The organism is Pseudomonas sp. NFR16 (assembly GCF_900108875.1).
GTDB lineage: Bacteria > Pseudomonadota > Gammaproteobacteria > Pseudomonadales > Pseudomonadaceae > Aquipseudomonas.
The window spans coordinates 159,383-180,860 of the sequence record NZ_FNYJ01000002.1 but is presented as its reverse complement, the minus strand read 5'-3'; the positions used below and the strand labels follow the sequence as shown (position 1 = coordinate 180,860).

The following is a 21,478-nucleotide window of genomic DNA, read 5'->3' as shown; positions in this document are numbered from 1 at the left end:
GCTCTCTTTAGCTAGTTGGCGAAAATAAACTCCAAGGTTAATTGTTTATGAAAAAAGCTTTAATTACCGGTATTACTGGCCAAGACGGCTCCTACCTAGCTGAGCTGCTGTTAGAAAAGGGCTACGAAGTTCACGGCATCAAGCGCCGTGCATCTTCATTCAATACCCAGCGGGTCGATCATATCTACCAAGACCCGCACATCGACAATCGCAATTTCGTGCTTCACTACGGCGATTTAACTGATTCGTCAAACCTCACCAGGATCATCCAGGAGGTGGCCCCTGATGAGGTTTACAATCTCGGCGCTCAATCGCACGTTGCGGTGAGTTTCGAGTCGCCCGAATACACTGCCGATGTGGATGCCATGGGCACGTTGCGTATTCTGGAAGCGATTCGGCTCCTGGGGCTTGAGAAAAAAACTCGGTTTTATCAGGCTTCGACTTCTGAGTTGTACGGCTTGGTGCAGGAAACACCGCAGAAAGAAACCACTCCCTTCTATCCAAGGTCTCCCTACGCAGTCGCAAAGCTCTATGCGTACTGGATTACGGTCAATTACCGTGAGTCATACGGCATGTTTGCGTGCAATGGCATTCTGTTCAACCATGAGTCGCCACGTCGGGGAGAGACGTTTGTAACCAGAAAGATCACCCGGGCGCTTGCCAACATCTCTCAAGGTTTGGAGCCGTGTCTGTATCTGGGCAATATGGATGCGCTGCGTGATTGGGGGCATGCGAAGGATTATGTGCGCATGCAGTGGATGATGCTTCAACAAGACACCCCTGAGGACTATGTGATCGCGACCGGCGAGCAGCACTCGGTGCGCGACTTCGTACGGTGGTCCGCGGCTGAATTGGGCATTGTTCTTAGATTCGAAGGAACAGGTGTTGACGAAGTCGGTATCGTGGACAGCGTAGACAGGGCCATTTCGACAGTCCTGAATGTGGGAGACGTCATCGTCCGCGTTGACCCCCGCTATTTCCGTCCGGCAGAGGTCGAAACATTGCTGGGGGATCCTTCAAAAGCGAAAGAAAAGCTTGGCTGGACCCCTGAGATCACCGTTCAAGAAATGTGCGCGGAAATGGTCAGGGAAGACTTGAAGGCAGCCCAACGGCATGCCCTGCTGAAGTCCCACGGCCACGAAATTCCCGTATCTGTGGAGAATTGAGATGGCTATGGAAACGTCAGCGAAGGTTTTTGTCGCCGGACATAAGGGGATGGTTGGGTCCGCGATCGTCCGACGATTGAGCAAGCTTGGGTACACGAACATCATCTGCGCTGGACGTGATGAAGTCGATTTTCTGAATCAGAATGCCGTCAACGAATACTTCGGCGCGCATTCGTTTGATCAGATTTATCTGGCTGCTGCGAAGGTGGGGGGGATTCACGCCAATAACGTCATGCCCGCCGACTTTATCTATCAAAACCTCATGATCGAGGCAAACATCATCCAGGCCGCGCATTTGTCTGGTGTGCAAAAGCTGTTGTTTCTCGGGTCGTCCTGCATCTATCCCCGTGATGCTGAACAACCTATGAAAGAAGACGCGCTATTGACCGGCGTGCTGGAGCCTACCAATGAGCCGTACGCGATCGCGAAGATTGCAGGCATCAAGTTATGTGAAAGTTACAATCGCCAGTTTGGGCGTGACTACCGAAGCGTGATGCCAACGAACCTCTATGGCCCCAACGACAATTTTCATCCTGAAAACAGCCACGTTATCCCTGCACTGCTGAGAAGATTTCATGAGGCTGTATCGGAGAATGTAACTGAGGTGGTGATCTGGGGAAGCGGTAAACCAATGCGCGAGTTTCTCCACGTTGACGACATGGCCGCAGCGAGCGTGCATGTCATGGAGCTGCCTTCCGATGTCTATGCCACACACACACAACCCATGCTTTCCCATATCAACATTGGCACAGGGGAAGATTGCACGATCAGGGAGTTGGCCGAGACCGTTGCTCAGGTAACCGGCTTTCGCGGCAACCTGGTTTTCGACAGCACTAAACCTGATGGGACGCCTCGTAAACTGATGGATGTCAGTCGTTTACAACGCCTCGGTTGGAAGTCCAGCATCAGTCTGGAAGCCGGCCTGGCAGATGCTTACCGTTGGTTCGTGGAGCATCGCCTTGAGGCGAGAAGCTGACGTTTACATCCCTCGGAATTCAGCTCATTCAATGTCACCAGCAGCGTTAACCCTGCATCCGTGTGAAGGATTGCACAATGTTTTATCCGGTAATTTTGGCGGGTGGCTCGGGCTCCAGGCTCTGGCCACAGTCGCGGCATTTGAACCCAAAGCAGTTTCTACCTCTGGTTGATCCCGAAGTATCAATGCTGCAATCGACGGTGGGTCGGCTGACTGGCTGTACGTTCGGTTCGCCGATCGTGATTTGCAATGAAGAGCATCGCTTTCTTGCAGCTGAACAGCTGAGGCACCTCAAGGGGATTCACGCGCATATTTTGCTTGAGCCAGAGGGTAGAAACACCGCTCCAGCGGTAGCATTGGCAGCGTTGCACGCCTTGGAGTTCGAAGATGACCCGACGCTTCTCGTTCTGCCGGCGGATCATTTCATAGGAGACGTGAGCGCTTTCCACTCCAGCCTCGCTGACGCTGAGCGGCTTGCCGATAATGGAAAGCTTGTTACTTTTGGAATCGTGCCGACCTACGCAGAGACTGGATACGGGTATCTCAAATGCGGGGAGCATTCTACGAACGGCAGCTACCTGTTAGATCAATTCGTTGAAAAACCTGATCGTCAGCACGCTGAAGAGTTTGTTAGCAAGGGCGGTTACTACTGGAACAGTGGCATGTTCATGTTCAAGGCACGTCGATATCTGGCGGAGCTGGATGTACATGCGCCTGCTATCGCTTCAGCATGTCGGTCCTCGATGGCCAGCGCTCGAAAAGATCTGGATTTTGTGCGCATTGGTGTCGATGCTTTCGTGGGGTGCAAAAGCGACTCGATCGATTATGCCGTCATGGAGCACACCCAAGATGCGGTTGTTCTGCCGCTGAATGCTGGCTGGAGCGACATCGGATCTTGGTCAGCGCTGTGGGATATTGGCGAGAAAGACAGCGCCAATAATGTCGTAGTAGGCGATGTGGTCACCGAAGCGAGCAAGAACAGCTATATCAGCGCCAATCATCGCCTCGTGGCCACGCTCGGCGTTGATAATCTGATCATCGTAGAAACAAAAGACGCCGTCCTGGTCGCCCAGAAGGACTGCGTTCAGGATGTAAAGCGCATCGTCGCACAGCTTGAGGAAAAAGGTCGTCAGGAACACCTTGAACACAGAGAGGTGTACCGGCCGTGGGGCGTGTATGACTCTATTGATCAGGGCCCCCGATACCAGGTTAAAAGAATCACCGTCAACCCAGGCGCGAAGCTTTCCGTACAGAAGCATCATCATCGTGCGGAACACTGGATTGTTGTGAGCGGTACCGCGCAAGTGACCAATGGTGAAGATACCTATCTAGTCACTGAGAATCAGTCGACCTACATTCCAATTGGGCAGATCCACGCGCTTGAAAATCCGGGCGTCATTCCCCTTGAATTGATTGAAGTTCAGTCCGGCTCTTATCTGGGAGAGGATGATATCGTTCGTTTCGAAGATAAATACGGCCGGGTAAAAGGTTAAGCATTTGAAAATTTCTATAATTACAGTTTGCTACAACAGCGCGGCGACTATTCGCGATACGATCGAGTCCGTCCTGGCGCAGAGTTATCCTGATATTGAATATATTGTTGTGGATGGCGCGTCGAAGGATGCCACCGTTTCTATCGTGAGCGAGTACGACGGACGAATAGCAAAATTCATCAGCGAGCCCGATAAGGGAATCTATGATGCGATGAATAAGGGGGTCGCGCTCGCCACAGGTGATTACGTCGGGATCTTGAACTCTGATGACGTGTTCAAGGATGCCAGTGTTATTGCTTTACTGGCCGAAGAATTGAAGCGTCAACCTGATATCGGCGCCGTGTACGCAGATCTTGTATTCGTCGAGAGAACCAACACCGATGCCGTCACGCGCACCTATTCTTCTGCTGGCTTTTCCCCATGGAAAATACGCTTTGGCTTCATGATTCCCCATCCTACCTTCTATGCGCGCCGCGAATTATTTGCACAGTTGGGTAATTACAAGATTAATTACCGCGTCTCGGCTGATTTTGAATTGATGGCGAGGTTTATGTCGAAGGGCGTCACAATGGCGCGGATACCGGCGACGTTTGTGAAAATGCGCGATGGTGGCATCAGTACCACAGGATTTTGGTGGCGCGTGCACCAGAATATGGAGATCGTCAGAGCCTGCAGGGAAAACGGGATTTACACCAACCTGGCAATGATCGCGTTGAAGGTGCCCTTTAAATTGGCAAGCTATCTAAAGCGCTGATGTTTGGTTTTTGCCCTCGGATGGAGTCCTTGGTACATGGGTGCGTTATCGTGAAAGTGTTATGGCTATCGGCGCTGGTCGTTTTTCTGTTCTCCGTTATTTTGACCTGGCTCTTGCGAATGTATGCGCTGCGAAACAGCGTGATCGATATTCCGAATGAGCGCAGTTCGCACAGTGTTCCTACCCCTCGTGGCGGCGGGGTGGCTATCGTCATCTCCTTCATGGCGGTGCTGCCTTACCTCTGGTATTCAGAGCTATTGCAGTTCTCCGATATGTGCGGGTTGCTTGGCGCAGGCGGCGCTTTGGCGATCCTGGGTTTTCTTGATGATCACGGGCATATCGCTGCTCGTTGGCGTCTAGCCGGGCACTTCATTGCTTCAGGATGGATTCTGTTCTGGCTTGGAGGTTTGCCAGCCATCGAGATGTTCGGCACCCGCTTTGACTTGGGGTGGATCGGCACGGTTTTGGGAGCTTTTTATATTGTCTGGCTGCTCAATCTCTATAATTTCATGGACGGTATTGACGGCCTCGCCAGTGTTCAAACCATTACCACATGCGTTGGCGCCTGCGTTTTGTATTATTGGCTTGGCGAGAACAGGCTCATCCCCACCTCGCTGCTTTTAGCCATCAGTGCGGGTGGATTTTTGTGTTGGAATTTTCCGCCAGCCCGGATTTTCATGGGTGATGCGGGGAGCGGGTTCCTCGGCATTGTGCTGGCAGCGTTGTCACTGCAGGCCAGCCAAAGCAACCCTGATTTTCTGTGGGCCTGGTTAATTCTGTTAGGTGTGTTCATCGTCGACGCGACTTTCACCCTCATGCGCAGACTCCTTCGCGGTGAGCGTGTTTATGAAGCCCATCGCACCCATGCCTATCAATATGCTTCCCGCCGGCACAAGGCGCATTTGCCGGTCACCCTCACCGTATTGCTGATCAATGTACTTTGGTTGTTTCCATGGGCGGCTGCCGTGGTGCTGTTCAAACTTGACGGTCCTATTGCTCTATTGGTCGCCTATGCTCCACTGGTCGCACTGGCAATCAGATACAATGCTGGAACGCCTGAACACGTCTAGCGCGAGGTTATCGGGCTGTTTGAGGGCTGTCGTTTTTTCTGGAGAGTTTCGAGGCGTAGGATGATGGATAAATTGAAGGCTTATTTGTTGAGCTTGACCCGTCGCCAAAAACGATTTTTGCAAGTCCTGGTCGATGTCGCTCTGGTGTGGCTGGCGCTTGAGATGGCGTTCATCGTCAGGTTAGGCATTGAAAACCCGTGGATGCCCCTGACGCAGCACCGTTGGTTGTTTCTCACTGCACCGATAGTTGCACTGCCATTTTTCATCAGGATGGGAATGTATCGTGCTGTGCTGCGGTATTTCGGCAATGACGCGCTTATCACGATCATCAAAGCGGTCAGTCTGTCCTCACTGACTCTGTCGCTGATTGTCTACTGGAACAACCAACATATTCCGGTCGTCCCACGCTCCATTATTTTCAATTACTGGTGGCTTAGCCTGATTTTGATAGGCGGGCTGCGCCTTGCGATGCGCCAGTATTTCCTGGGTGACTGGTTTTCCGCGACGCGTCATGTTCCGTTCGTACCTCGTCATGATTCACTTCCCAGGGTCGCAATCTATGGGGCAGGGGCCGCTGGCAATCAGCTGGTCGCGGCTTTGAGAATGGGCAGACTGATGCGCCCGGTTGCATTCATCGATGACGATCCGACGATTTCCAACCGCGTTATATCGGGGCTGCAGGTCTATAAGCCCAAGCATATTCAACAGATGCTGGATGTCACCGGGGCACAAGAAATACTGCTCGCAGTCCCATCGTGTACCCGCACGAGACGCAGAGAGATTCTTGGTTTTCTCGAGCAATTCCCGCTGCATGTTCGTAGCGTTCCCGGATTTATGGATCTCGCCAGCGGGCGAGTGAAAGTCGACGATATTCAGGAAGTCGACATCGCTGATTTGTTGGGCCGCGATCCTGTACCTGCGCAAGCTGACCTTCTGGAGCGCTGCATCAGGGACAAAGTCGTGATGGTCACAGGCGCAGGTGGCTCCATTGGCTCGGAGTTGTGCCGTCAGATTCTTTCGATCGGTCCCGCTACGCTGTTGCTGTTTGATCACAGCGAATTCAACTTGTACAGCATCCTCTCGGAGCTTGAACTGCGCACGCGTCGAGAATCGCTGCAGGTCAGAATTCTGCCCATTTTGGGCACTATCCGTAATGCGCCAAAGTTGCTGGACGTGATGAAAACCTGGCAGGTGGAAACTGTGTACCACGCCGCCGCGTACAAACATGTGCCCATGGTCGAGCACAACATCGCCGAGGGTGTGCTCAACAATGTCATAGGAACGCTGAACACAGCGCAATCGGCGTTGCAGGCGGGCGTTGCTAACTTCGTGTTGATCTCGACGGATAAGGCCGTCAGACCTACCAACGTCATGGGAGGCACAAAACGTTTAGCTGAACTTGTCCTGCAGGCGCTCAGCAAGGAAGCTGCTCCGGTCATGTTCGGGGAACCGTCGAACGTGGCCAGGGTGAACAAGACGCGATTCACGATGGTGCGTTTCGGTAATGTTTTAGGATCTTCCGGATCGGTCATTCCACTATTCCACCGGCAGATAAAATCCGGGGGGCCCGTCACTGTGACTCACCCGAACATCACGCGTTATTTCATGACCATTCCGGAAGCAGCGCAGCTGGTTATTCAAGCTGGATCAATGGGTCTGGGTGGTGATGTGTTTGTGCTAGACATGGGCGAGCCCGTGAAGATAGTCGAGTTGGCTGAGAAAATGGTTCACCTGTCAGGGCTCAGCATATGCTCCGAACAAAATCCTCATGGCGACATCGAGATCGAGTTCACCGGTTTGCGCCCCGGAGAAAAACTCTACGAAGAGCTTTTGATCGGGGATAACGTGGTGCCAACTCGACACGCGATGATTATGAGTGCACACGAAGACTTTCTTGCTTGGGATGTACTCAAAGCGCGATTGTCTGAATTGCTCGCAGCTACAGAAGTGGATGATTACGGCAGGGTCCGTTCGATATTGCGCGAAACAGTGAGCGGCTACACCCCAGAAGGGGAAATCGTCGACTGGATTCATATGGCGAGAAAACCAAAGGTCTGAGACATTTCAGATTTTTCAGGTGGTCAGCGCTGCCGGAAGCGACGCCGTGTTCCTTTACCTGACGCAAGCTCAGGCCTTTCCGGCCTGAGCCGCGCTGTATTCCTCCGCCCCCGCCCAGAAAAATTTCCACCCCCCAGTTAACAAATCCCGTTTTCCACTGCCTAACCCTCGCCTCCGGACTGAAGTGCGCGAGGGATGCGTGTGGCCTGTCGTTTGGGCTGCTTCATACTGAACGGAACCCGTGGGTTCTTTGCATATAGGTTTTTAGACATGAATTCCGTCTATCCCGCTATTCAGACCCGCTGTTTCAAAGCTTATGACATCCGTGGCCAGGTCCCCACCGATCTGGACGACGACATTGCCTACCGTATCGGGCGGGCATTGGTGCTGGAGTTGGGTGCGAAAAATATCGTGGTGGGCCGCGACATGCGTCTGGAAAGCCCGCCGCTGGCTCAGGCGTTGATGAAAGGTATTCAGGATGCCGGCGCGGATGTCATCGACATCGGCCTGTGCGGCACCGAAGAAGTGTATTTTGCGACCAGCCACTACGAAGCCGACGGCGGCGTGATGGTCACCGCCAGCCATAACCCGAAAGGGTACAACGGCATGAAGCTGGTCAAAGGCCAGTCTCGGCCGATCAGTGGCGACACCGGGCTGGACGCCATCCGTGAGCGCGTCGATGCCGGCAATATCGGTGACAAGGCCGAACGTCCGGGCCGTGTGGATTCCCGTCCTGACAAGGCCGCGTACATCAAGCACCTGTTGAGTTACGTCAGCGGCGTCGATCTTCGCCCGCTGAAGATCCTTGCCGACCCGGGCAACGGCGCGGTCGGACCGGCACTCGAGGCCATCAAGTCGCAGCTGCCGTTCGAGTGGGTGATCATCAATGCCGAGCCAGATGGCAATTTCCCTAACGGTGTGCCAAACCCACTGCTGCCGGAAAACCGCAGCATCACCCGCGACGCATTGCTCAAGCACAGTTGCGACATCGGTCTGGCGTGGGACGGCGATTTCGACCGTTGCTTCTTCTTCGACGAGAAAGGGCGCTTCGTAGAGGGCTATTACCTGGTTGGTCTGCTGGCAGAAATGCTGCTCAAGAAGGAGCCGGGCTCGAAGATCATTCACGACCCGCGCCTGACCTGGAACACCATCGATCAGGTTCAGCAGGCAGGCGGTACGCCGGTTCTGTGCAAAACCGGTCACGCGTTCATCAAAGAGCGCATGCGTAAAGAAGACGCGGTGTATGGCGGCGAGATGAGCGCCCACCATTACTTCCGCGACTTTGCCTACTGCGACAGCGGCATGATTCCGTGGCTGCTGGTGACCGCGCTGATGTCCGTTTCGGGCAAGAAGTTTTCCGAACTGGTTGACGAGCGCATGGCGGCGTATCCGTGCAGCGGCGAGATCAACTACAAGGTGGCCGACGTTAAATCGGTGCTGAGTCAGGTGCTCGAGCATTACTCGCCGAGCGCGTCGAACATCGATCGCACCGACGGCATCAGCCTTGAGTTCGCCGAATGGCGCTTCAACCTGCGTGGCTCCAACACCGAGCCGCTGCTGCGCCTGAACGTTGAAAGCCGTCGCGATCCGGCGTTGGTCGAGGCCAAGGTCAAAGAAATCGAAGGCCTGCTCAAACAAGGTCAGTAAGCAGCAGCGAAGCCCTTGGTCCTGTGACCAAGGGTTTCAATTTATCTCTCGTCGCCGGTTCTGGCTGGCCGATCGTCGTCGAACTTCATAGAAACCGTCTTCAATTCCGAACGCTACACATCCCGTCACGTACACCCTCATCCAGGTTCCGTCAGCATCGTCTAGGTTTGCAGGGCAGCTCAGGAAAGCTGCTTTCACTCACGATGTCCATGGAGCACCCTCATGCGTATTCCCTACCTGTCCTCTTTGATTTTTGCACTGCTGGCGAGCACCTCGGTTGCAGTGACCGCAGCCCCCGCTGCGCCGGTCGACGCCGCAAAACCTGCGGTCGCCTCGGCCAAGGTCGAGCAGACCGGCAGAGTCAATATCAACACCGCCAGCGCTGAAGTCCTGCAAAAAGAGTTGTCCGGCATCGGCGCGGCCAAAGCCGGAGCGATCGTCGCCTACCGTGACGAGCACGGAGGCTTCACCTCGGTCGATGAGCTGATCGAAGTCAAAGGCATCGGCAAAGCGCTCCTGGACAAGAACCGCGAAAAACTCTCGATAGACTGAAACACCCTCAAGCCAGAAAGGCCGATCACGCGATCGGTCTTTTTTTTGCCCGGCAGTCACCGGCCTCACGGCCTGTTCTTCACGCTTGACATTAAAAATGTCAATCGACATATAATTTGTAAAATTACGAGCGTAATATGCGCTGACAGCTAACCTGAACATCCTTGGAGAAATGCCCATGAGCACTAACAGCAGCAAAGGTACAGCCCTGATCACCGGCGCATCCTCTGGCATCGGTTTCACCTACGCCGACCGTCTGGCCAAGCGGGGTTTCGACCTGTTGCTGGTGGCGCGCGACCAGGCGCGTCTGGAAACGCTTGCCACTGATCTGCGGGCGAACACGTCGGCCAGCGTCGAAGTGCTCAAGGCTGACCTGACCAACGCTGCCGACGTTGCCAAGATCGAGCAGCGCCTGCGTGACGATGCGGCCATCACGCTGCTGGTCAATAACGCGGGCGTGGCTTTGAATGCGCCGCTGTCGCAAGCGGACCTGGGCGACGTCGACCGACTGATCTCGCTGAACATCACCGCGCTGACGCATCTGGCCGCCGCGGCCGCTGCTGGTTTCGTCGCTCGCCAGCGCGGGGCAATCATCAACATCGCGTCTGTGGTGCCGATGATTCCCGAGCGCTTCAACGCGGTCTACACGGCGAGCAAGGCATATGTCCTGAGCCTGACTCAGTCGTTGAATGCTGAAATCGGTGAGAAGGGCGTGCAGGTTCAGGCGGTGATGCCTGGCGCGACGCGCACCGAAATCTGGGAACGTGCCGGCATGGACCTGAACGCCTTCCCGGCTGAAATGGTGATGGACGTCAACGAAATGGTCGACGCGTCGCTGGCCGGCTTCGATCAAAAAGAGCTGGTGACTATTCCTTCGCTGCCAAACGCCGAGGACTGGCAGAACTTCGTCAACGCGCGTCTCGCGCTGGGGCCGAATCTGTCGCTGCAGCACGCAGCGGCACGTTACAAAACTTCGGGTGCGTGAAACGTACCTGTTTACGCCATGAATGTTGAAAAGGTGAATGCATGAGCGAACGTCGCATCGTAGTGACGGGAATGGGGTTGGTCACGCCTTTGGGCACCGGTGTCGAGGCGGTCTGGCGACGCTTGCTCGAAGGGCGTTCCGGCATCGTTCGGTTGCCCGAGGAGACCGTTGCTGACTTGCCGGGCAAAGTGGGCGGGCCAGTTCCGACGCTGGCGGAGGATCCTGAAGCCGGTTTTGACGCCGACGCTGCAGCACCTCCCAAAGAGCAGAAGAAAATGGACCGCTTCATCCTGTTTGCCCTCGGCGCTGCGCAACAGGCCGTGGCGCAGGCAGGCTGGGCACCCTCGACCGATGAAGAGCGCGAGCGTACCGCGACGATCATCGGCGCGGGCGTCGGCGGTTTCGGCGCTATTGCCGACGCGGTGCGCACGACCGACTCGCGCGGCCCGCGGCGTCTCTCGCCGTTCACCATTCCTTCGTTCCTGGTCAACCTGGCGGCCGGTCACGTGTCGATCCAGCACGGTTTCCAGGGCCCGCTCGGCGCACCGGTGACCGCTTGCGCGGCCGGGGTTCAGGCGATTGGCGATGCGGCCCGGCTGATCCGCAACGGCGAAGCGGACATCGCGATCTGCGGCGGCGCCGAAGCCTGTATCGATCGTGTCGCACTGGGCGGTTTTGCGGCTGCACGGGCGCTGTCCAGCGGTTTCAATGACACGCCGGAACGCGCTTCAAGGCCTTTTGATCGCGACCGCGACGGCTTCGTCATGGGCGAGGGCGCCGGCATCATGGTCATCGAGACCCTGGAACACGCGCTTGCCCGCGGCGCCACACCGATTGTCGAACTGGTGGGTTACGGCACCAGCGCCGACGCCTATCACCTCACGGCCGGGCCGGAAGACGGCAGCGGAGCACGACGGGCGATGCAGGCGGCCATTCGGCAGGCGGGCATCGAGCCTGCGCAGATCCAGCACCTCAATGCGCACGCGACGTCCACGCCGGTCGGGGACAAGGGTGAAATGGCGGCGATCAAGACGGTGTTCGGCGATCAGAATGGCGTCGCCGTGACCTCGACCAAATCCGCAACCGGGCATCTTCTGGGCGCGGCGGGAGGCATCGAAGCGATCTTCACGGCGCTGGCGATTCGCGATCAAATCGCGCCGATGACCCTGAACTTCGAAAACCCGGACGACGTTGCCGAAGGCATCGACATCGTTCACGGCAAGGCCCGCGAGATGGAGATCGAGTACGCGCTTTCCAATGGTTTCGGATTCGGGGGCGTGAATGCCAGCGTGCTGTTTCGTCGCTGGCGGCCCTGAGTGACGCAAAGCTCCCCTGTCGTGGCTGACAGGGGAGCGCGGGATCAGGCGGTTTTGATCTGCTGCTTCAGCTGCTCGCGAGTGCTGCTGAGAATGCGCTCGGCCAGCGCCGGGTCTTTTGCACTGCGCGAGAGCACCAGTGCACCGACGAGGCTCGACATGAGCATCACGCTTTTCTCGCTGTCCTCTTCGGCCGGCATGCCGGACTCAAGGGTCTGGAGCATGCGGGTGATGAGTTCGTCGGTGATCTCGCTGGGCTGGCCACGCTGGCCCAGCTCCGATGCCATGGTGGGCAACGGGCAGCCTTTTTCCGGCTCGTCGCGATGGGCCTTGCTCAAATACATATCAATGAAGGCCTGAGCCGAAGGATCCCCGGCCAACTTCTCGCCTCGAGACTCGCTCAGCTGGTCCACTGCGCAACGCAGGGCCTTTTCGACCAGATCATCCTTGGATTTGAAATGGGCATAAAAGCCACCGTGGGTCAGGCCCAGGGCTTTCATCAGCGGCTGCAACCCCGTGGCACCGATGCCGTCGCGACGAAAACGTGCGGCAGCCTCGTTGAGGATTCGCTGATGAGTCTGGGCTTTGTGATCTTCGGCGTAACGCATGGAACGAGCCTCCCGCTTGGCCCTTGAAATGTTGATCGACATTTTTACATGTATGGTGAGCCGATGCAGCATCCACTTTTCGGGCCAGGTTGCCATTGGTCAGTTGATCACACGCGCTCAGACGCTTATTTGGGGCCCATTATCTTCGCCAGCACGTCAGGCCGGGGCGCGCCTTGTTGCTGTTGCAGGTGGCCGCTTTCGTCCTTGTAGAAGATCGAAGGTGTTGCCGAAAGCCCCATGTCTTCCATCAGTTTCATGTTGCCGTCGAGCTTGGCCTGAATGTCTTTGGGAATGGTCTGTAGAGGCTTCAGCGAACTGCTTTTGCCGGCTTGCTCATGTTTTTGCAGCGCCATTTCCGGGTTGGCATCGGCCATCAGTGCAGCGGCTTTGGCGGCGCTGTCTTCGCGAATCACACCGACCATGATGTGGCGCAACTGCACCTTGCCGGATTTGACCCACGGCCGCGCCTGTTCCCAGAACATGTTGCAGTAGGGGCAATTGGCGTCGCTGAACAGATAGATCACTTTAGGCGCGGTCTTTGCGCCGTCCTCGATCCAGGCGCTGTTCTCCATCCGGGTCCACATGGCCTTGGTCATGGGCTCGTAGACCAGCTTCTGCAGCGGCGCTTCGCTGAGGTCTTCGCCCTTTTCGTCGAACAGATTACCCGCCAGCACGTGCTTGCCATCGGGCGTGAGGTACAGCGCCATGCCCTGATTCTGGTATTGCGCGGCGTAACCCTTGAGCCCGCCGGGCGCATCGAAACTGCCCTTGATGGTCGCGCCTTTTGCTTCCAGCGCCTTGATCGGTGCGGGTAATTCTTCGGCCCGCAACAGCGTGCTCTGCAGGGCGAGCACGCCGGCGGCGGCCATAATCGATAAACGCATGAAACTCATTGACTGCTCCTTGGCTGGGAGGAAGAAGGCATCACCGGTGCGCTGAGGTTGTCCAGATAATGCTTCAGGCTGGCGTCGGAAAGTTCGCCCAGATGGCTGCCCGACAGGCTCGCGTCCGGGTTGTAGAACAGGGTGGTGGGCAGGGCGGCGGAACCGACGCTTCTGGCCAGCTCACCGCTGTCATCGAATAAAACGTTGTCCAGATGCAGACCCTGGCTTGCAAGAAAAGTCGCCACCTCCCGAGGACTTTCTGCCTGATTGACGAACAGGAACACGACATCGGGATTGAGCCGTTGCGCGGCCTGCAACACCGGCATTTCACGGCGACACGGCGGGCACCAGGTCGCCCACAGGTTGATGACCAGCTTGCGTCCGGCATAGTCGCTCAGTTGCACCGGCCGCCCCGCGGTATCGCGCAGCGTGAGGTCGGGGAGGGAGACGTTCTGATGCTGCGCGCTGACAACGAGCCCCGCCAGCCACCAGAACAACAATCCGCTCGCGACGCCAAGCCCCAGGGCCTTGCGTTGCAGCGGCCGGTTCCAGACCAGCACTGTGGTGGCGACCACCACGGCGACAACGCCAGGCCAGATCAGAAAGCCGCCGTCACGGATGTCGACGATGCGCAGAATCTGGCTTTGGTACTGCGGCCAGTACGCGGCGACGAATGCCAGTCGTGCGACCAAAAGCCCGAGAAGGAACAGCGCAAACAGCGCACGCTCCGGATTGATGCGCCGCCTGCGACCGGCCAGCCAACCGACCAGTGTCGACAGCGCCAGGGCCATCAACAGCAACAGATGCGTCAGGGAGAGCACCAACGGACCAAGGGAAAAGCTCAACATCAGCCGCGCTCCCGCGTCGCTTGCCAGTGCTCGGCGAAGCCTTTGGCATCGATTTCACCGGTGATCCGCCGGTCTCGGCGCTCGCTGCCGTCAGGTCCGATCCACAACAGGCTGGGCGGCCCCGGAACCTGATACCGACCCAGCAGCTCGCGGCTGGCGGCGTTGTCGGCGGTGACATCCAGGCGCAGAAGTCGCACGCCGCTCAATGCTTGCAGCACATCGTTTTTGCCGAACACCTCTTTTTCCATGATCTTGCACGACACGCACCAGTCGGCGTAGTAGTCGATCAGTACCCACTGGCTTTCTGACTTGGCGCGGGCCAGTTCGCGGTCCAGTGCCTGCGGATCGCTGATAGTGGTGAAGGCGTCGTGGCTTCCGCCTGCGGCTTCGGTTGCCGAACCGCTGAAGACCTTGAGCGGCTGCCACGGATCATGGCCGCCGCCTGCTGCGCCGATCAGCATCAGCACGCCCCAGAGGCCGATGATCGCACCGCCGGGTGTCCCCATCAGCACGACACGCTGGAGGGCGCGGGTCTGAACGACAGCGCAGAACCCGGCGACGACCAGCAGCGCGCCGAACAGGCCCAGCCACACGCTTTCGGCCAGCAGGGGGCGGACCATGATCAACGCCGTCCCTAGCAACAGGAAGCCGAAAACGCCCTTGACCGCATCCATCCACGCGCCGGGCTTGGGCAGGAAGCGACTTCCCACCGTGACCAGCAAGAGCAGCGGCAGCCCGATGCCCAATCCCATGACGAACAACACCAGGCCACCGTGCACGGCATTGCCGCTTTGCGCGATGTAAAGCAGCGCGCCGGCCAGTGGCGCGGTCATGCATGGCCCGACCATCAGCCCCGACAGCGCACCGAGCAACGCTGCGCCCGGCAGGCTGCCGCCTTGGCGCTGGCGCCCGGCGCTGGCCAGACGATCACGCAGGAAACCCGGCAGCTGCAGCTCGAAGAAGCCGAACATGGGCAACGACAGAATCACGAATAACCCGGCAAAGCTGCCGAGCAACCAGGGCTGTTGCAGCGTCGACTGCAGGTTGGCGCCGAGCAGCGCGGCGAGCACACCCAGCCCTGCATAGATCAGCGCCATGCTCAGGACATAACAGCCAGCAAGCGCAAAACCACGACGCGGGCTCGCACCGCTGCCCACCACGACGCCCGCCAGAATCGGCAGCATCGGCAACGAACAGGGCGTGAACGCCAGCAGCAGGCCCAGACCGAAAAAGATCAGCACACTCCAGCCCGGCGAGCGGTGTTGCAGATCGGTTGCCAGCGCCTGATCTGGCGCCAGGCCCTGACTGACGGCAGCGCTGGAAGCTGGGCTGTCAGCGCCCAGATCGAGTCGCAGACTCTGGGGCGGGTAACACAGGCCCGCGTCGGCGCAGCCCTGCCAGCCGATGGTCACCTGACCGCTGGCCGACGCTGGGATCGTCAACTCCAGCCCTTGGCGATAGACCTGCTGCTGGCCGAAGTACTCGTCGTTGTGATCTTGCCCCGCCGGCAGGGTGGGTTGCTGTTGCGGGGACAGGCCGTCGAATTTCAAGCGTTTCTGATAGAGGTAGTAACCGTCCGCGATCTGCCAGTACAGCCGCGTTTCCCCGGAGTCCAGGCGCTCGGAACTGAAAATGAAAGCCTGCCCGACCGGCAGAAAGTCAGGCTTCTTGAACAAGTCCCCACCGGGAAGCGCCTGCGCCAACAGCGGAAACAACACCAGCAACAGCATCCATACCCTACGCATGCCCGACCCCAGCCAATCATCAATGCCCCGCAGCGTAACGATCGGTGATTAAGGCCCGGTTAACGTCGGGTCCGCATCCTCACCCGGTGTTGCCCGGCGACGACTTTCCGGCAATTAACAAGACGACCAGCAACGCCTCGGGCCGGTGCATAATCCACGCTTAATCCCACGCTGTTCCAATCGCCTTTTTCTCCGGGGCTTGCCATGCACGTATTGCTTTGCGAAGACGACGACCTGATTGCCAGCGGTATCGCCGCCGGTCTGGACGCTCAGGGCCTGACGGTCGACCGGGTCGCCACCGCATCGGCGGCGCGGGCGATGCTGTCGGCCGCGCATTTCGATGTCATGGTGCTGGACCTGGGTCTGCCCGACGAAGACGGCCTTAAGCTGCTGCGTCAGTTGCGCCATCAAGGCGTCGAGATTCCCGTGCTGATCCTCACGGCCCGCGACACCGTCACTGATCGGGTCGACGGCTTGCAGGCCGGTGCCGACGACTATCTGCTCAAGCCTTTTGACCTGCGTGAACTCAGCGCACGCCTGCACACGCTGGTGCGGCGTATGGCCGGGCGCAGCGTCAATGTGATCGAACATGGCGTCTTGAGCTACGACCCCAGCACCCGCGAAGCGCGTCTGGCAGGTCAGCCGGTGGATTTGTCACGCCGTGAGCAGGCGCTGCTGCACGCGCTGCTGAACAACAACGGTCGGGTGCTTTCGGGCGAGCAACTCAAAGACTGCGTCTACGGTTTCGGCGACGAAGTCGAGAGCAACGCGCTCAACGTCCACATCCACCACCTGCGCCGCAAACTCGGCGGCGGCATCATCGAAACCGTACGCGGATTGGGTTATCGCCTCGGGCCGGCAAGTGACGCCCGGGAGCCGCCGCGATGATGAGCCTTCGCACCCGCCTGAGCCTGATCCTGGGCTCGGCGTTCATTCTGATCTGGGTGCTGGCCGCCGCCTGGATGCTGCGCGACCTGCGCACCCAGATGATGCAGTCGCTGGACCAGCGCCTGGAGGCGTCGGCACGCATGGTCGCCGGATTGCTTGAACAGATGCAGATGCCCGCGGCGGCCGATGGACGCTCGCTGCGCGCAGGCGATCTCGGAATTCCCAACGGCATGGCGTGCCAGCTGAGCTCGCAGCGCGGCCAAGTGCTGGCGCGCACCGAAAGCTCGCCGATGGAGCCGCTGAAAGCCGACGCCAGCGGCTTTCATGACCAGATGATCAACGGCGATCACTGGCGCGTCTACACGATGATGCATGGCAGCATTCGGGTGAGCACCGCCGACCGCCAGATAGAACGCGACGTGCTCGGCCATTCGGTGTTGCTTGCCGCCTCCGTGCCGGTGCTGGTGGCCCTGTTCGGCAGCCTGATACTGGTCTGGTTCGGCATCGGGCGAGGGCTGGCGCCGCTGAATCGAATGCGTGATGCGTTGAACCGCCACAGCGCCGATTCGGTCGAGCCGCTGGATGTGCCGAACCTGCCCAGCGAATTGCAGCCGCTGCTCAAGAGCCAGAATCAGCTGTTCCAGCGCATCGCCCAGACCCTTGAGCGTGAGCGCAGGCTGACCGGCGATGCGGCCCACGAATTGCGCAGCCCGCTGACGGCCATCAAGACCCACCTGCAAGTGGCGCGGATGACTGACGGCGATAAACGCGACAAGGCGCTGGCCCATGCCGAGGAGGGCGCCGACCGGATGCATCGAACCCTCGAACAGTTGCTGTTGCTGGCGCGTGTCGAGGGCAGTCTGTCGTTCGACGACGGCGTGCAGTGTGATGCGGAAAAGGTCGCGCGGCTGGCGATCCATGACGCCAATCACGGCGATGACACGCGTATCGAACTGATCCTCGCCTCGCGACTCTCCACTGCGCCGGTGGAAATGCCGGCCGCACTGGCCGTGGCGGCGCTGCGCAATCTGCTCGATAACGCCCTGCGTCATACCCATGCGGCTGCGCGCGTGGAACTGAGCGTGGAAACCTTCGACGGCCAGGCGCACTTCCGGGTGCGTGATTACGGGCCGGGCATCCCCGAGTCTGATCTGGAAAAGCTCACCCAGCGTTTCTGGCGCAATGGCAAAAGCCCAGGCGCGGGACTGGGGCTGGCCATCGTTCAGGCGATCGTCCAGCGCTGCGCCTGCTCGCTGCGTTTCGACAGTCGAAGTGATGGATTACGGGTCGAGTTGAGCATGCCGCTGAGGCCGATGTCGGCCTGACCGTGTGCGCGACTGCAGGCGGCGCCTTACAGCGCCGGGCATTTCGTTGCCATGCGCGAAGGGGGTGCGATCGATCGTCATGCCTGCGTAATCTTGTCGCAGTTCACCGTCAGAGGCGTCTGAAAGCATGACCATCCCTCCGACAACCCTTTGATTCTGCTCCCTAATCCCGGACAATCGCGCCCCTTTCCCTGTAGAGAACCGGTCAGGGGCGCCGACTGCCGAGCTGTTTGACGCGCTTTTGACCTTGTAGCTATCACCGGCAACGGAGAAATCGACCGGATGAATGATCAGGCCAACAGCGTCGAACCACGCATCGACGCCGCGCCCGCGAGCGTGACTTCATGGAACCGCCAAGACACCACCTGGATGCTCGGGTTGTTCGGCACCGCCATTGGCGCAGGCACTCTGTTCCTGCCGATCAACGCAGGCATCGGCGGCTTCTGGCCGCTGCTGATTCTCGCCGTGCTGGCCTTCCCAATGACGTTTTACGCGCATCGCGGGCTGACCCGTTTCGTGCTGTCGGGCCGTGAAGGCGCAGACATCACCGACGTGGTCGAACAGCACTTCGGCAAAAAAGCCGGCGCCCTGATCACGCTGCTGTATTTCTTTGCGGTGTTCCCGATCCTGCTGATCTACAGCGTTGCGCTGACCAATACCGTCGGCAGTTTCCTCGAGCATCAACTGCACATCCAGCCGCCGCCGCGCGCGCTGCTGGCCTTCGTGCTGATTGTCGGCCTGCTCGCCGTGGTGCGTTGCGGCGAACAGATCATCGTCAAGGCCATGAGCCTGATGGTCTACCCGTTCATCGTCGCGCTGCTGTTTCTGGCGGTGTTCCTCATTCCGCACTGGACCGGCGGGATCCTCAGCACCGCAAGCAGCGTGCCTGCGCCATCGGCCTTCGTGCACACCTTGTGGCTGGCGATTCCGGTGATGGTGTTCTCGTTCAACCATTCGCCGATCATCTCCGCCTTCGCGGTCGACCAGAAGCGTCAGTATGGCGAACAGGCCGAGCGACGCAGCTCGCAGATTCTCGCCCGCGCCCACCTGCTGATGGTGGTCATGGTGCTGTTCTTCGTATTCAGTTGCGTGCTGACCCTTTCGCCGGAGCAACTGGCCGAGGCCAAGGCGCAGAACCTGTCGATCCTGTCTTACCTGGCCAACCATTTCAGCAACCCGACCATTGCGTTCGCGGCGCCGCTGATTGCGTTCGTGGCGATCACGAAGTCCTTTCTGGGTCATTACATCGGTGCCAGCGAAGGCCTGAAAGGGCTGGTGGTAAAAACCGGTCGTCGCCCTTCGCCACGCACGCTCGATCGGCTGACGGCAGGCTTCATGCTGGTGGTGTGCTGGCTGGTAGCGACGCTCAACCCAAGCATCCTGGGCATGATCGAAACCCTGGGCGGCCCGGTCATTGCCGCGCTGTTGTTCCTGATGCCGATGTATGCCGTGCGCAACGTCCCGGCCATGCGTCAGTACGCGGGCAAGGCGTCGAACGTATTCGTCGTGGCCCTGGGGCTGGTGTCGATTTCGGCGCTGGTTTATTCGCTGCTGCCTTGACCGCCTGACGTTGGGCTGGGTGATCTGTCGGCGTGCTTCATCGCGCTGGCGGATGACCGGTGTCCGGAAGTCTGATCGCGCGGCGAAGCTCGGCGTATGGCAAGTTCTGATTTGTGCATGACCGTAGGGTCGCGAATCGACGAGCGGTTCACGAGGCTGGTCTATATTGATTCGGCGTTCTTACGCGCATCTTTGGACAGGGAGGCTCAAACATGGCTGACACATCCGCAGTATCGACGAGCGCCGAGATCGGTGATGCGTCCGTTTCGTTCAAAACCACTGACTTTCCCCGCATCGGGAGGGCCAGAGCGGAGTCAGGTAATTTCGAGCTGGGCGAACTGAAACCCTGGTTCACGTTAGTGGACGACGAGGAAGAAGAGGAGGAATAGACACCTTGAGACCGCCGGGAAAGGCCAGGGGCGTCACTTGAGGGCGCCTCTGGTCACTTGCGTCACCTATTGCGCATCCTGCACCTCACGCGATGGTATCGACCACGCCGCCATCGACCCGCAATGCCGCTCCACTGGTGGCTGACGCCTGCGTCGAAGAGACATAGACCACCATGTTCGCGACCTCCTCAACCGTTGCAGCACGTTGAATCACCGAGGATGGACGATGGGCCATCACGAACTCAGCGGCCGCCTCTTCCAATGACTTTCCGGATTTTGCCACCTCGTCCTTGAGCATGTCGGCCACGCCTTCAGACAGCGTAGGGCCCGGCAGGACCGCATTGACGGTGACGCCGGTGCCCGCCAGCCGTTTGGCCAGGCCCCGGGAAATCGACAGATTGGAGGTTTTGGTAAAGCCGTAATGGATCATGTCGGCGGGAATGTTCAGGGCCGATTCGGACGAGATGAACACGATCCGGCCCCAGCCGCGCTTGGCCATGTCATCGGCATAAGCACGGGACAGCCGAACGCCGGACAGCACGTTGACCTCGAAAAAACGCTGCCAGACTTCATCGGGCGTTTCGAAGAAGTCCTGAGGGCCGTAAATGCCGACGTTGTTGATCAGAATGTCCACCTGCGGCACCGCCTTGACCAGGGCATCACAACCGTCGGCCGTCCCGACATCGGTCGCCACGCCGCGCAGGCGCGCGCCGGCCACTTCCTTCTGCAGGCTGGCGATGGCCTTGTCCACCGCATCCTGCTTGCGGCCGTTGACCACCACTTCAGCCCCGGCCTCGGCCAGTCCTTTGGCGATGGCATAACCGATGCCCACCGTAGAGCCTGTCACCAGCGCCGTCTTGCCCGTCAAATCGATCTTCATCACATGTCTCCGTTGAAGGTGCAAAGAAAGATGGAGTGCCGCAGGTGAGCAGGGGTTCAGGCCGATGTGCAATCTTCATGTTGTCTCGCCGATGACGGGGCCTGAATCGTTGTCGCTGCGCGGCCATTCGTCCGAGTGCGCAGCAGTCGCAAACCAGCCGCCGCGTATGCCTGACACACCGCGTTCACCGGTTTTGCTGCCGGTCCCCGGCAGATCGTCCGAATGCGGCCCAGAGCAAGCTCACTCCTACGGGCTTTGAGTGTGGCTGTAGAGTACGGGAAGCCCGCAGATCACCGTAGGACCGGCTTCAGCCGGGAAGAGGCCGGTACATCCG

General features: G+C 58.7%; 19 protein-coding genes. 14 read left to right on the top strand and 5 right to left on the bottom strand.

Annotated features, from left to right (window positions below; all coding sequences use genetic code 11):
* Positions 1-47 precede the first annotated feature (47 nt).
* From gmd to fabF, 10 genes are all read left to right on the top strand, one after another.
* The gene (gmd, locus tag BMZ10_RS09495) at positions 48-1,166 is read left to right on the top strand and encodes a GDP-mannose 4,6-dehydratase (RefSeq protein WP_177182095.1); all 1,119 of its coding nucleotides are present in this window, start codon (positions 48-50) and stop codon (positions 1,164-1,166) included.
* Between the two features lies 1 nt (position 1,167).
* Positions 1,168-2,142: a GDP-L-fucose synthase gene (locus BMZ10_RS09490; protein WP_093460624.1), complete on the top strand. Its 975-nt coding sequence runs from the start codon at positions 1,168-1,170 to the stop codon at positions 2,140-2,142.
* Positions 2,143-2,219: 77 nt separating this feature from the next.
* Positions 2,220-3,635 (top strand): mannose-1-phosphate guanylyltransferase/mannose-6-phosphate isomerase, encoded by a 1,416-nt coding sequence (locus BMZ10_RS09485; RefSeq protein WP_093460621.1) that lies wholly within the window; start codon positions 2,220-2,222, stop codon positions 3,633-3,635.
* A gap of 4 nt (positions 3,636-3,639) precedes the next feature.
* On the top strand, positions 3,640-4,389 hold the full coding sequence (locus BMZ10_RS09480) for a glycosyltransferase family 2 protein (RefSeq protein ID WP_093460618.1): 750 nt from the start codon (positions 3,640-3,642) through the stop codon (positions 4,387-4,389).
* A 20-nt stretch (positions 4,390-4,409) separates the two neighbouring features.
* Positions 4,410-5,459 (top strand): MraY family glycosyltransferase, encoded by a 1,050-nt coding sequence (locus tag BMZ10_RS09475; RefSeq protein ID WP_093462493.1) that lies wholly within the window; start codon positions 4,410-4,412, stop codon positions 5,457-5,459.
* Between the two features lie 63 nt (positions 5,460-5,522).
* Positions 5,523-7,517: a polysaccharide biosynthesis protein gene (locus tag BMZ10_RS09470; RefSeq protein ID WP_093462490.1), complete on the top strand. Its 1,995-nt coding sequence runs from the start codon at positions 5,523-5,525 to the stop codon at positions 7,515-7,517.
* Between the two features lie 270 nt (positions 7,518-7,787).
* Positions 7,788-9,164, top strand: a complete 1,377-nt coding sequence (locus BMZ10_RS09465) for a phosphohexomutase domain-containing protein (protein ID WP_093460615.1) — start codon at positions 7,788-7,790, stop codon at positions 9,162-9,164.
* A gap of 222 nt (positions 9,165-9,386) precedes the next feature.
* Complete coding sequence (locus BMZ10_RS09460; protein WP_093460612.1) at positions 9,387-9,716, top strand: ComEA family DNA-binding protein; 330 nt, start codon at positions 9,387-9,389, stop codon at positions 9,714-9,716.
* 178 nt (positions 9,717-9,894) lie between these two features.
* Complete coding sequence (locus BMZ10_RS09455) at positions 9,895-10,701, top strand: SDR family NAD(P)-dependent oxidoreductase (RefSeq protein ID WP_093460609.1); 807 nt, start codon at positions 9,895-9,897, stop codon at positions 10,699-10,701.
* A 41-nt stretch (positions 10,702-10,742) separates the two neighbouring features.
* Positions 10,743-12,017, top strand: a complete 1,275-nt coding sequence (gene fabF, locus BMZ10_RS09450; protein WP_093460606.1) for a beta-ketoacyl-ACP synthase II — start codon at positions 10,743-10,745, stop codon at positions 12,015-12,017.
* Between the two features lie 44 nt (positions 12,018-12,061).
* On the opposite strand, the gene BMZ10_RS09445 is transcribed toward fabF, so the two are convergent.
* The 4 genes from BMZ10_RS09445 to dsbD all read right to left on the bottom strand — a co-directional run bounded on the left by BMZ10_RS09445 (position 12,062) and on the right by dsbD (position 16,102).
* Positions 12,062-12,625, bottom strand: coding sequence for a TetR/AcrR family transcriptional regulator (locus BMZ10_RS09445; RefSeq protein WP_093460603.1), 564 nt, complete (start codon positions 12,623-12,625; stop codon positions 12,062-12,064).
* Positions 12,626-12,750: 125 nt separating this feature from the next.
* Entirely contained in the window at positions 12,751-13,518 is a 768-nt protein-coding gene (gene dsbG, locus BMZ10_RS09440) for a thiol:disulfide interchange protein DsbG (RefSeq protein WP_093460600.1), read from the bottom strand.
* The gene (locus BMZ10_RS09435; protein WP_093460597.1) at positions 13,515-14,357 is read right to left on the bottom strand and encodes a TlpA family protein disulfide reductase; all 843 of its coding nucleotides are present in this window, start codon (positions 14,355-14,357) and stop codon (positions 13,515-13,517) included. Before BMZ10_RS09435 ends, dsbG begins: the two co-directional genes overlap by 4 nt.
* Complete coding sequence (dsbD, locus tag BMZ10_RS09430) at positions 14,357-16,102, bottom strand: protein-disulfide reductase DsbD (RefSeq protein ID WP_093460594.1); 1,746 nt, start codon at positions 16,100-16,102, stop codon at positions 14,357-14,359. The genes BMZ10_RS09435 and dsbD overlap by 1 nt, the downstream gene beginning before the upstream one ends.
* A gap of 204 nt (positions 16,103-16,306) precedes the next feature.
* On the opposite strand from dsbD, the gene BMZ10_RS09425 reads away from it, so the two are divergent.
* The 4 genes from BMZ10_RS09425 to BMZ10_RS27710 all read left to right on the top strand — a co-directional run bounded on the left by BMZ10_RS09425 (position 16,307) and on the right by BMZ10_RS27710 (position 20,264).
* Complete coding sequence (locus BMZ10_RS09425; RefSeq protein WP_093460591.1) at positions 16,307-16,990, top strand: response regulator; 684 nt, start codon at positions 16,307-16,309, stop codon at positions 16,988-16,990.
* A complete protein-coding gene (locus BMZ10_RS09420) occupies positions 16,987-18,315 on the top strand; it encodes an ATP-binding protein (RefSeq protein ID WP_093460588.1) in 1,329 nt (442 codons plus the stop codon). Before BMZ10_RS09425 ends, BMZ10_RS09420 begins: the two co-directional genes overlap by 4 nt.
* Positions 18,316-18,597: 282 nt before the next feature.
* Positions 18,598-19,875: a serine/threonine transporter gene (locus tag BMZ10_RS09415; RefSeq protein ID WP_093460585.1), complete on the top strand. Its 1,278-nt coding sequence runs from the start codon at positions 18,598-18,600 to the stop codon at positions 19,873-19,875.
* A 212-nt stretch (positions 19,876-20,087) separates the two neighbouring features.
* Positions 20,088-20,264, top strand: coding sequence for a hypothetical protein (locus BMZ10_RS27710; RefSeq protein WP_177182094.1), 177 nt, complete (start codon positions 20,088-20,090; stop codon positions 20,262-20,264).
* A gap of 85 nt (positions 20,265-20,349) precedes the next feature.
* Here the strand turns inward: BMZ10_RS27710 and BMZ10_RS09410 are convergent, their stop codons facing one another.
* A complete protein-coding gene (locus BMZ10_RS09410; RefSeq protein WP_093460582.1) occupies positions 20,350-21,144 on the bottom strand; it encodes an SDR family NAD(P)-dependent oxidoreductase in 795 nt (264 codons plus the stop codon).
* Positions 21,145-21,478 lie beyond the last annotated feature (334 nt).

What these genes read in the sequence shown, in the direction of transcription:
- BMZ10_RS09475 (WP_093462493.1), top strand. Translation starts at nt 4,410, where the DNA reads ATGGAGTCCTTGGTACATGGGTGCGTTATCGTGAAAGTGTTATGGCTA.
- BMZ10_RS09465 (WP_093460615.1), top strand. Translation starts at nt 7,788, where the DNA reads ATGAATTCCGTCTATCCCGCTATTCAGACCCGCTGTTTCAAAGCTTAT.
- BMZ10_RS09445 (WP_093460603.1), bottom strand. Translation starts at nt 12,625, where the DNA reads ATGCGTTACGCCGAAGATCACAAAGCCCAGACTCATCAGCGAATCCTC.
- BMZ10_RS27710 (WP_177182094.1), top strand. Translation starts at nt 20,088, where the DNA reads ATGGCTGACACATCCGCAGTATCGACGAGCGCCGAGATCGGTGATGCG.
- fabF (WP_093460606.1), top strand. Translation starts at nt 10,743, where the DNA reads ATGAGCGAACGTCGCATCGTAGTGACGGGAATGGGGTTGGTCACGCCT.
- BMZ10_RS09490 (WP_093460624.1), top strand. Translation starts at nt 1,168, where the DNA reads ATGGCTATGGAAACGTCAGCGAAGGTTTTTGTCGCCGGACATAAGGGG.
- BMZ10_RS09460 (WP_093460612.1), top strand. Translation starts at nt 9,387, where the DNA reads ATGCGTATTCCCTACCTGTCCTCTTTGATTTTTGCACTGCTGGCGAGC.
- dsbG (WP_093460600.1), bottom strand. Translation starts at nt 13,518, where the DNA reads ATGAGTTTCATGCGTTTATCGATTATGGCCGCCGCCGGCGTGCTCGCC.
- dsbD (WP_093460594.1), bottom strand. Translation starts at nt 16,102, where the DNA reads ATGCGTAGGGTATGGATGCTGTTGCTGGTGTTGTTTCCGCTGTTGGCG.
- BMZ10_RS09435 (WP_093460597.1), bottom strand. Translation starts at nt 14,357, where the DNA reads ATGTTGAGCTTTTCCCTTGGTCCGTTGGTGCTCTCCCTGACGCATCTG.
- BMZ10_RS09410 (WP_093460582.1), bottom strand. Translation starts at nt 21,144, where the DNA reads ATGAAGATCGATTTGACGGGCAAGACGGCGCTGGTGACAGGCTCTACG.
- BMZ10_RS09420 (WP_093460588.1), top strand. Translation starts at nt 16,987, where the DNA reads ATGATGAGCCTTCGCACCCGCCTGAGCCTGATCCTGGGCTCGGCGTTC.
- BMZ10_RS09455 (WP_093460609.1), top strand. Translation starts at nt 9,895, where the DNA reads ATGAGCACTAACAGCAGCAAAGGTACAGCCCTGATCACCGGCGCATCC.
- BMZ10_RS09470 (WP_093462490.1), top strand. Translation starts at nt 5,523, where the DNA reads ATGGATAAATTGAAGGCTTATTTGTTGAGCTTGACCCGTCGCCAAAAA.
- gmd (WP_177182095.1), top strand. Translation starts at nt 48, where the DNA reads ATGAAAAAAGCTTTAATTACCGGTATTACTGGCCAAGACGGCTCCTAC.
- BMZ10_RS09415 (WP_093460585.1), top strand. Translation starts at nt 18,598, where the DNA reads ATGAATGATCAGGCCAACAGCGTCGAACCACGCATCGACGCCGCGCCC.
- BMZ10_RS09485 (WP_093460621.1), top strand. Translation starts at nt 2,220, where the DNA reads ATGTTTTATCCGGTAATTTTGGCGGGTGGCTCGGGCTCCAGGCTCTGG.
- BMZ10_RS09425 (WP_093460591.1), top strand. Translation starts at nt 16,307, where the DNA reads ATGCACGTATTGCTTTGCGAAGACGACGACCTGATTGCCAGCGGTATC.